Source organism: Pseudomonas sp. ASL4 (genome assembly GCF_056680395.1).
Map to the genome: position 1 here is coordinate 1,623,313 of NZ_CM155280.1, position 9,535 is coordinate 1,632,847.

Below are 9,535 nucleotides of genomic sequence, written 5' to 3' on the forward strand. Positions count from 1 at the left end.
TTATTGCTCTGCAATGGATAGTTAGGTGTAAGTTGGATTTTAATTTATATTAAATTTAAATTGGACGCGCCATGAACAGTTTAGGCGTCATGTTCTGTATAAGTGAGGTTTTTTTATGGAGTGTTTCATGAAGAAGCCAATTAAAAAAAACGCTAAGTGTTGGAAGTCGCTGTCTTCCAGGTACACATATGGCAACATATCGCGCTCCCGGTAGTTTTACGTGAGGTTTATAAGGTTTCAATAAGCCTTGTGATACGCTATCAGCGGCGAGAACATCACTGGCTAATACCATCCCGTAGCCAGAAATAGCGGCTTGAAGTGCATGGTGTTCATCGTCATAGTCTCTAAAAATTGCATGCTCTAGCCATTCTTTATGTCCAGCAGCTGCACACCATAAATCCCAGTCCATAGGGGGGGGGATCACATCACTCCATCTCACGTTTATAAGTTCGATGTGTGTGTTCGATGAAGGGTATATTTCAAGCGGGTTTATATATGCACCAAAGCTCTCCTCCATTAATTGAAGCTGATATATATCTGAGTGCTCTCTTAAAAGGCCTCTGATAGCAATGTCTATTGCTGAATTTCTATTTAGGTCAATAAACTCTTTATTTGTTACGACTCTGACCTGGATGTCAGGATGTTCTCGATAGAATGACCCTAATCTTGGTATAAGCCATAAAGCAGCAAAAGCTGGGGTTGTAGATAGTGTTAAAGTGCTTGGGTTAGGAGTGGGTCTAAGTGAGTTTAAGTGCTGATTAATGTCAGCAAAAGATTGATGAATGTTAGTGTAAAGTGTTTTTCCAATGGGAGTTAGTGTAACTCCTTGGGGCGATCTATCGAACATTAGAGTGCCAACCCAGCCCTCCAACGATTTAACCTGAAATGAAACAGCAGAGGCGGTGACAGAAAGCTCTTTAGCGGCAGCTTTGAAACTACCAAGCCTGGCCGCAGACTCAAATGTGCGAAGTGCTGTGAGTGGGAATTTTGTAAACATCAGTAGATCCCTCTAATATAGAATTCATTCTGGTTGTGGTTGCAATGATTAAGAGGCTCCTGTTAGTTTTTACACTGGAATCGTAATCCCAATAAAATGGTGCCAAAATACAGTTTCGCTATAACATCTATAGATCTAAGACTGGTCGGAGCTTGGCGTGTGTATAGGAGAGGGAATGGCGGATAGTAATTTTTATATTCTGTGGGTATCATGTTTATTCCAGTTTTAGTTGTGCGGGGGTTAGATGCTCTCTTTGCATCTCTTATGCTTGGTAAAGGTTGGTTTATATTGAATAGATGGCTTTAATGGTATTGGCATGCAAGTTATATGTCGCCATATAGGAATATGGTTGGTAGTTTCGAAGGTTTATTTGCGGCAGCCAGATGCGTATCGTGATTTCATTTTTATGATGCCTTGTATGTAAATTATTTTTTTGTTTGGTCTGCGGCGCTACTTATTTTTTAGGTGGCGCAGAGTTGTAATGTTGACCTATAAAAAAAGTTGAAAAATAAGAAGGGTGTGCAGAGGTGGACGGATTTACCTACCGACAGGTCACACTGGATGGGTACGTAATTAGGTTACTAATTATGTCTGTCGTATATGTTGTAAGTATTTAATTGAAGTTTCATGGCTCTAGATTTTCAGCGGTGTTGTTCTTTCAATATTAGATTGCTTGCGTTGGTAGAGTCCACATGTTTGTTGAGTACGTTGATGTGAGTTTTTTTTGCTCAGGGTAAGATTATTTGACTTGCTTTGATGGTGTAAGGCGATGGACTATAATTTGCGACACGCAATTTCATTGATTATGTGCGATGACAGATGGTCAACAGATGTTTCCACAGGAGTGACACATGAACTCTAATAAAGAAGTCGTTCAGAAAGACGGAGATGGGGTAGTACCGAGTTCAACGCAGCTTTACCACTTGACCTCGGACAAGGCTGCTGTTGAAGTCCAGCAAGGGTACACTCATCAGGAGTGGTTGATTGATCGAAGTGGCATTGGCACGGCATCAGCTACCAGATGGTTAGGGAAAGCGTTAGAGCTACTTGGAACTACGCTGAGCACAGCAGGTGATGTCCTTGGTATGGAATCACCACAGGGTTCTACATTTGTATCTCAAACGCTTATTTTTAGGAACGACGCAAACGTTATTTTAATTCCTCATGGCGGAATAGGTATGCCTGAGGGGCACCAATTCTTTGAATCACCGGGGCCTATATTCCCTGGGGAGGTCGCATGTATGCGAATAGCGTTCAACCCGCAATTCGCGAATGCTGACCATATTCAAACTATAAATTTCGCTGTCATTACTACTGACCCATGGATTATCGCTGGACGGCCATCCAATCAAATTCAAGCCTTGGATATGCGGCTTTCGTTTAGCCGAGATGTGCGACTTCACCTCCGCGAGGTTTTAATTGGTGGAACGCGTCTTTCCGTGCCTCGAGAAAATTTTCAGTATGTTGGTTACCGAGGCGGAGTCCAAAGCACACTCCCATCATTTGGAATATGCATGACAACCGTGGCACCGGCGAACCAGGCCGGTCACTTCATGGGTAGTACTATTACATTCACTCCGAATGGTATTCGTTTTTAAGGAGCGATACATGAACGACGAATCTGTAATTGAAAGCGAACAGCCTGGCATCCAAACAGTAGGCAACAGTTTCGCGAATGCCGAACAGGTCGCACAACAAGCGTTGGCCTATCAACAAAATGGGGCCAACCAGTTAAACGTAAGCGAGGTAGAGACGCAGGGTTTCTTCACTATTATGGGGATTTTCCTTGGCTTGGCATCAGGCGTAATGTCAGTCATTGGAGGGGTCAACACAAGAGCCCCGACGCCTGTCTTGAAAACTTTGACCGTCAGGATTAGGAACCTAACGGGGTTCCCTATACTTATTACCAACAACTATGGTAGTAATTCTCGTGTTGCACCGTCTCCGACGATGCTACCAGGAGAAGCGTTAGACTACCTTTACCACGTGTCACCAGGTGCCTTTCCAAATGGGCTGGACGCTCTGGAATTATCCATTCTTAACCGTGGGACGCCAAATCGCTTACGCATTGCGCTGCGTCATACCGGTGACCTCGCCACTGGGGTGTATAAAATTCACCGGGTGATATTAAATGATGGTACCCATCTGACTGACCCTTTAAGTGGAGGTGCGTTACATACATTTTTTCAGCCTCCTGCAGGGAATAATAACGTGAGACTTACAGTCGCGGGCTCAACAGTAAGGACGCCAACGGGAGGCAAATTGGAGCTATGTATAATTTCGCCCACCGTTATTAATTGAACTGAAACTGGCCGGCTCCCGCTTAGCGGTACTACATGCAGCTGCCATGCGCTCTCGTCATCCATCTGATTCATGTACAGGAACAGGGGGGGGGCTGGGCCGCACAGATGTTGAACATTGTGTAGCGGAGCTAGCCAGCCGGCATCTAACCGGTAATATGAACAGGAACTACTATGAGATCGCTCGGAGGCGTTTAATAGAGGACTAACACCACTCACAATGAGTGAGCAGCGCCTTGGCTTCATCAGCGGCTAAGGCGCCGTTTTCTCTCGAGTCTCCGAAATCACTTTTATGAACTTGTCAAGTAATTCTGGACACCAGTTACGGTTTTTCAGGCCGCCATTTTCTCCATAGCGACCGGCGACCGGTAGTCGTTTTAGCTATTGAGCCTGACGTTGTTGTAAAGCGTCACGTAGCGCTGCAAATCAACTCGGGCTTCATACTCGGAGCTGTAACCTGCTTCAGGCACCCACTCTGACTTCAGACTTCCAAAAAATCGCTCCATCGGAGTGTGATAGGTACCCGTCCAAACCAAGCCCAACCACTCTACTGTTTGCTTAAGTGATTTAGGTCGATCGTCATATAAGCCGGCATGCCATTTTCTGGCATTGAAATGTGGCAAGCCTTCGAGCAGGGAAGGGCAGGCAGCTAAGCCAGCATCGCGCTCAAGCTGGGTTGCATCATAGTCACCCCAAGATGCCCAAGCAGCGTTTGGATATCGCGCAATAAACGCTCCTAGCTCCTTGCCAACCTCCACATAGGTTCCTGCACTGTCGACGTCCGTTTGTTGGATGGATGTGAGCTTTTTGCAAAAGTCGGTGAGGATGGGATTGATTTGAGGCCGGACGAAGCGCTGGAATTCATCGACGATCTCAAGGGTTTCCAGATCGAACACCACCAGACCGATTTCAATCGTTTCCATCTGGGCGGGGACGACTGCTAACTGCCTTGGTGATTCCGACTCACCGACCTCATCACAGGTTGCCTCAAGGTCTACGCAATACAGATAGCGGTATGGCGCGAGCAGGTTTTGGATGGATTGAAGGTGAAGAAGCTTTGCTTGAATGCTCATGACATGGATGTCCTAGCTTTGATCTGTCCAAGGTACATCGACACGTGCATACAGCCACGCTCTGACGGAGTTGTTAGAGGGCGTGCTGCTTCTGTTCCGGCGGAGGCTAGGTGATTTGTTGGGCTTCGGAGCTAAAGCTTCTTTGGCTATCGCTCCTTCGGGCTTAAGCCCGGCTCGCCCTCACGTCTTCACGTTATAGCCTACCGCACCGCTCGGCTATCATTTAAGTGCCCAATCGCATAGGTATCCTCATGGCTACTGCCACTGTGAATTCTAAAGGCCAAATCACCATCCCTGTCCAGGTACGGGCTGCTCTAGGCCTGCAACCAGGAGATGAGGTCGAATTCGTCGATCTGGATAATGGCCAGTTCGCCATGGTGGCAGCAACGTATTCCGTTGAGCGACTGAAGGGCATGATTCGCAAACCGAAGGTCATCGTGAGTATTGATGACATGAACCCAGTTTTTGCGCTGAAGGAGTAAATGCTCGTCGATAGCGTTTCACTGGGAGAAAGGCTTGCTGAGGTTTTTCTCGCGCTTCATTCCAAGGCGGATTCTGAGATGGGTTGTTGCTATCGCGTTTTCGGGCCTAAGGCCCGGCTCGTCGAATGACTGCTTTATTTCGCCTCGACGTTGCCTGGCTGTCCGCTACTCCAGGCTTCAGTGAGCTCGTCTATTCGATCCGCGATTTGTGGCGTTTTCGATAGGACAAGGCAGCGCGTATTGCCGACAAACTCCTCGATCAAATACACGGTGTAGCCAACATCAAGCTCGAGCTCCTGCAACGCCTCATCGGGAATCCGGATCGCCCCGTCACCATCCCATTCTTCGATGATGACTTTCAAAGGTGGCTTTCTCTCGTGTGGTCTCCGAGCGGGACTCGCCGTTTATGGGCATTGATGAGTCGGGTGTGCATCCGACACTGCACCAATCCCTTCAAATACCCCCGCTTACGAGCTGTAGATCTCCCAGGCGCCCGATAAGCCAAATTCTTGGCTGCTGTGACATCCATTCCCTCGGTGGCCTAGAGAGGCTCTCAGGGCCCTTGAGCTTTACCTGCTGAAGAACGGCTGCATTCTGACTGCAGGCCCACGCTTGAAAAATCAGCTTTATATCGATGCTTTTCATATCAAACGCTCGAACAAAGCCCAAAAAAATATGGATGGTTTTTAGGTGTATTGGGGCCCTTGGGGCCCCTCTCTTTGGAATCACACCCACAGCACGGGAGTACACGAGAACGTGAGTACACGGAGCACAGGAGCACACCAAAATAGGTTATAGCCCAACAGCCATTGAGGATCTTCATGTAAAAATGCGCTGAACAGCCGTCATTCATGTATGTGAGATTGTCTATACAGACAAGCTACATATATACAAAGACACGCTATTAGTGACATGAAATTGCGCTAAAAAGTGCTAAAAGACGGTTGGTTTTTTGTCTCGGTGTGGAGGATATTGGCCCCATCAACTACTTAACACCGAGACCGATATGACAAACGTCAAACAGACCAAAGCAAGGGCCATGAAAATGGCTGAGAAGGCTGCGGCCATCATGGATGTCCATTTTCCAGGCTTCCCGGAGGAGTGGGTATGGCGCCGGAATAGGAACCATGGTTACAGCACCATTCCGCGTACCTTGCCGATTGCCATGCAGGTATTAAACGAAATCAAAGGGCACCCTGCTGGACATACCCTTTTTTGCCTGTGGGCACGCTCCCCCGATCACCCTTTTTTAATCGTTGAGAACCAGGCCGCCTTCGCAGCAGAGGCCGGCTTTACAGGTGCACGTGCAGTAGACACCTGGCGCCGGCGTATGAAGATCCTGAAAAAGTACGATTTCATCACCACGAAAAAAGGTTCGTCCGGTGAATTTCACTATGTGCTGTTGTTGAATCCGAACGTGGCAGTGGAAAAATTGCACCGATTAAATCTGCTTACTGATGATCTCTACTCGAGGTTTCTTGAGCGCTTGGCAGATATCGGCGGGAGCAACGATATCGCTGAAATCAGGGCGTTTTGGGCTCTTCAAGAGGCTGCTGCGAAAGAAAAAGCTGATGCCGAAGAGGCTGCCGCAAAAGCTAAAGCAGAGGCTGAAGGGGCCCCGAAACCAACACCAGTAAAGCCACCAAAGCTACCAAAGGCCGCTAGGAAAAAACCTACTACTACTGCGCCTGCTTCGGTCTTGGATGAACTGCAATCACAGCCTGGGGGCTAACATGTTGAAAATTATCGCTGAGCTTTTTTTGGATGTTTTAGTTCAGGTAGTAGCAACCGTGCTGCTGCAGCTGATGGATAAGATCGCGCCGGGCCCATGGCTCTAAGATCACAGCGGGGTGCTCAATGATGGCTGGCCCAAAAATCCCAGGCCATGAAGTGTGTGAGGTACTGCGGAAAGTCATTTCAGGTCAGCTAGCAGTTGAGCTTGGCATGCCCTCACTGACCTGGGATGAGGCCTACGCCGGCATCGTGCCCTTTCGGTTCGATACTTGGCAGATCAGTTTTTACAACGACTGCGATGCGCTTGATTACTGCGAGGCAGCAATTGCGCCTGATGGCCGGAGCGAAGTTTTTTTGACCTGGGATAGCGCGTCTGAAGAGCCTGTGAGCCTTCTCACTGATTCGGAGCGCCAGGTTCGAGCAGATACTTAAGACGCGCCTGATCTTCTGGCCATGGCCCTGACCGGAATGCCAAAGAGCTTCCTGCCAACGGCGATTCAGAATGCCCATACGGCAACTGCGCAAGTCCTTTCGCAGACTGACCCGCGCTTCGATGTCATCACAAGGTACGATCCCCACCACGGAACCGTCTTCCAGGTAAACGCCAAGGAAAACGTACAGCTTGCCATGACGGTCGGGGGAAGGGATGACTTAACCCGTGGCCTAACGGATGAAGGCTACGTTGAGTTACAAAACTGCGTAGATGCCATTGACGGATACTCCAAGCCTCTCGAAAGCATCAAGTTCCCAATTCGAAGTGCATCGACGATGGATGAAGAGGAGGTCAGCCAGTTTCGAAATCAAAGGTACCGCTTCAAAGAGTTTGACGCGATGGAGAGGAAAAGCATCAATGTGTTTGGTCAGGCGGTTTCCTTACCACCAATTCATATCACGGTCAGAAACGGGTTACTGGAACTGGTGGGTTATGAGAACAAGCTTGCCAGCTTTCATATCTATCCGCGGGGAGATTTCAACGCCTACTGCAAATTTGCGAAAAGGCCCTGAGGGGCGGGGAGGGAGCTGGCCTTACTGATGGGCAGGAAGGGCTATCTGAAGTCGGTGCGGACTTCGGCTTGGTCGGCGACTAGCCTCGCGAACTGTACTCAGATTGGGCCCGTACCGGCGCGTTCAAGGTGAAAGCCCCGGATGCCAACTGCCCGAGGCTCATCACGGTCACAGGGAGGCGAGTCGCCGATCATGGCAATCTGAGGGGCATGCACCGCCGGGCTACCTTGGGAGTATGGTGACTGCCGGCAAACTGATGCTAGTGTTCGGGCTCCAACCGACTACTGAACATTTTTACACGCAGGGAGCGCCATGCGATCACTCGGAATACGCGCTGAGCCTAAAAAGGCGACGTTCGTCATCTACGACGATGAAGCGAAGCAAATTTTAAACGTGGAATCATTGATCATCCCGCAAATCCTGAACAAGCCAGAACAGCTCAAATTTGCTCGTCACAGCATCCTCGACATCCTTCGAGAGTATCAAGTGGACGTAGCTGGCATCCGGGTTGCGGAGGGCAACTCGCAGAATCAGGACGCTGATCGGCTGTATCTGGAGGCTGTATTCATGGAGTCGTTCGCAAGCAGCAGCATCAAAGGCTATTTCGTGGGGCGCAAAACCAGCATTGGCGCCCGACTGGGTATCACCGCGACAGAATTCGCCTCGATCGTAAAATGTGAGTCCGAGCTCGAGGGCGTTGAGGGCTGGCCACCTGGTAGGGCTGCCGCAGTTCGTGAGGCCATCCTCGTTGCTGTAGGAGCGACCCGATGATTCCGTACCAAGCGGCTCAGGTGTCGTTCAGAAAGCAGCAGCGCATCGGCGAAAACGGCGAGAACTCTGAGGTGTATGTCGTCCATGACGAGCACTTGGATGCCGAGCTCGTGATCAAGCAGGTGAAGACCGATGGCTTCAACGAAGAGCGTTTCTTGCTCGAGGCCCAGCTGCTGTACAAGAGCATCCACCCCTACGTTGTGCAGGTGCTGTACGCCTGCAAAGACGCCCAGCACATCTACATCGCCATGCCGTACTACAGCAGAGGATCGCTGCACCAGGTTGCTGAGGAAGAAGACCTGACCTGTAGGCAGCTAATACGCTACGCCATCCAGTTCCTGAGCGGTCTCAACAACATTCACTCCAAGGGGCTGCTCCATTTCGACATCAAGCCAGACAACATCTTGATCTCCGACACCGATGAAGCTCTGCTGTCAGATTTTGGCTTTGCCAAGAATATGGACATCGATGGATATGCCACACCTGAAGCTACATATCGCTTCCATCTACCACCCGAAAGCGCGCTGACCCGTGATTTCAACAACAGCGCAGACATCTATCAGGTGGGCTTGACCTTATACCGTTTGCTGGTGGGGCTGGACTCCCTGCAGCAGCAGCTAGGAGCTTTCGCGACTGGTGCCGAATTGGCGCGTGCTCAGCGCCTGGAAACCTATCCGGATTTGGCGCAAATTCCTCGTCATGTGCCGAAAAAACTCAAGAACATCATCAAGAAGTGCTTGAGGTACGACCCTAACTCGCGCTATCAATCAGTAATGGATCTACTGAATGATCTGTCGTCCATCGACGATGTAGGCCTCGATTGGCGCTTTACAACTGCTGATAACGTTCAGCGCTGGGAAAGCATTTCGTCGGATGGCGCGGGCCTTTTGGTAGAGGTAGCCGATAATGGCAAGTGTATCGCCCAGAAGAAAACGGCTGGGAAGGCATATCGCAAGAAGGCCGAATTCTGCGAAGACAACGTAACACCGGAGCGGATTCATGAAATCCTCATGTCATCCAAATGGTAAGCCGGCAGGCAGGAAAGATGGGGACGGTTACCTGACCAGATCTCAGATTTCCACAGGACGTAGCCAGACGAGCTCTGGTCGCGCTCGTTCGTCTGTTCCTCTGGTGAATGTCGAAGACCTTGTGGGCGATTCGAAGATCATCTAT

Annotated in this window: 11 protein-coding genes; 8 read left to right on the plus strand and 3 right to left on the minus strand. The window is 49.5% G+C overall.

What is annotated here, in order from left to right:
* Window positions 1–55: 55 nt before the first annotated feature.
* Window positions 56–997 (minus strand): LysR substrate-binding domain-containing protein, encoded by a 942-nt coding sequence (locus AC1MEW_RS07320; protein ID WP_480425854.1) that lies wholly within the window; start codon window positions 995–997, stop codon window positions 56–58.
* A gap of 851 nt (window positions 998–1,848) precedes the next feature.
* On the opposite strand from AC1MEW_RS07320, the gene AC1MEW_RS07325 reads away from it, so the two are divergent.
* Both AC1MEW_RS07325 and AC1MEW_RS07330 read left to right on the plus strand, forming a co-directional pair.
* Window positions 1,849–2,595 carry a hypothetical protein gene (locus AC1MEW_RS07325; protein ID WP_480425856.1) on the plus strand — a complete coding sequence of 249 codons (747 nt, stop codon included), beginning with the start codon at window positions 1,849–1,851 and terminating at the stop codon, window positions 2,593–2,595.
* Window positions 2,596–2,605: 10 nt separating this feature from the next.
* A complete protein-coding gene (locus AC1MEW_RS07330) occupies window positions 2,606–3,298 on the plus strand; it encodes a hypothetical protein (protein ID WP_480425858.1) in 693 nt (230 codons plus the stop codon).
* 376 nt (window positions 3,299–3,674) lie between these two features.
* Here AC1MEW_RS07330 and AC1MEW_RS07335 read toward each other — a convergent pair whose 3' ends face one another.
* The gene (locus tag AC1MEW_RS07335) at window positions 3,675–4,370 is read right to left on the minus strand and encodes a 3'-5' exonuclease (protein ID WP_480425859.1); all 696 of its coding nucleotides are present in this window, start codon (window positions 4,368–4,370) and stop codon (window positions 3,675–3,677) included.
* 251 nt (window positions 4,371–4,621) lie between these two features.
* Here AC1MEW_RS07335 and AC1MEW_RS07340 point away from each other — a divergent pair, with 251 nt between their 5' ends.
* Window positions 4,622–4,852 (plus strand): AbrB/MazE/SpoVT family DNA-binding domain-containing protein, encoded by a 231-nt coding sequence (locus tag AC1MEW_RS07340; RefSeq protein ID WP_480425861.1) that lies wholly within the window; start codon window positions 4,622–4,624, stop codon window positions 4,850–4,852.
* A 134-nt stretch (window positions 4,853–4,986) separates the two neighbouring features.
* Here the strand turns inward: AC1MEW_RS07340 and AC1MEW_RS07345 are convergent, their stop codons facing one another.
* On the minus strand, window positions 4,987–5,214 hold the full coding sequence (locus AC1MEW_RS07345) for an AbrB/MazE/SpoVT family DNA-binding domain-containing protein (protein ID WP_480425863.1): 228 nt from the start codon (window positions 5,212–5,214) through the stop codon (window positions 4,987–4,989).
* A gap of 644 nt (window positions 5,215–5,858) precedes the next feature.
* Between AC1MEW_RS07345 and AC1MEW_RS07350 the strand changes: the two genes are divergently transcribed.
* From AC1MEW_RS07350 to AC1MEW_RS07370, 5 genes are all read left to right on the plus strand, one after another.
* A complete protein-coding gene (locus AC1MEW_RS07350) occupies window positions 5,859–6,584 on the plus strand; it encodes a hypothetical protein (protein ID WP_480425865.1) in 726 nt (241 codons plus the stop codon).
* A 128-nt stretch (window positions 6,585–6,712) separates the two neighbouring features.
* Window positions 6,713–7,018 (plus strand): DUF7693 family protein, encoded by a 306-nt coding sequence (locus tag AC1MEW_RS07355; protein WP_480425867.1) that lies wholly within the window; start codon window positions 6,713–6,715, stop codon window positions 7,016–7,018.
* A gap of 21 nt (window positions 7,019–7,039) precedes the next feature.
* A complete protein-coding gene (locus AC1MEW_RS07360; RefSeq protein ID WP_480425869.1) occupies window positions 7,040–7,591 on the plus strand; it encodes a hypothetical protein in 552 nt (183 codons plus the stop codon).
* Between the two features lie 312 nt (window positions 7,592–7,903).
* On the plus strand, window positions 7,904–8,362 hold the full coding sequence (locus tag AC1MEW_RS07365; protein WP_480425871.1) for a hypothetical protein: 459 nt from the start codon (window positions 7,904–7,906) through the stop codon (window positions 8,360–8,362).
* Window positions 8,359–9,390 carry a serine/threonine-protein kinase gene (locus AC1MEW_RS07370; RefSeq protein WP_480425874.1) on the plus strand — a complete coding sequence of 344 codons (1,032 nt, stop codon included), beginning with the start codon at window positions 8,359–8,361 and terminating at the stop codon, window positions 9,388–9,390. The genes AC1MEW_RS07365 and AC1MEW_RS07370 overlap by 4 nt, the downstream gene beginning before the upstream one ends.
* Window positions 9,391–9,535 lie beyond the last annotated feature (145 nt).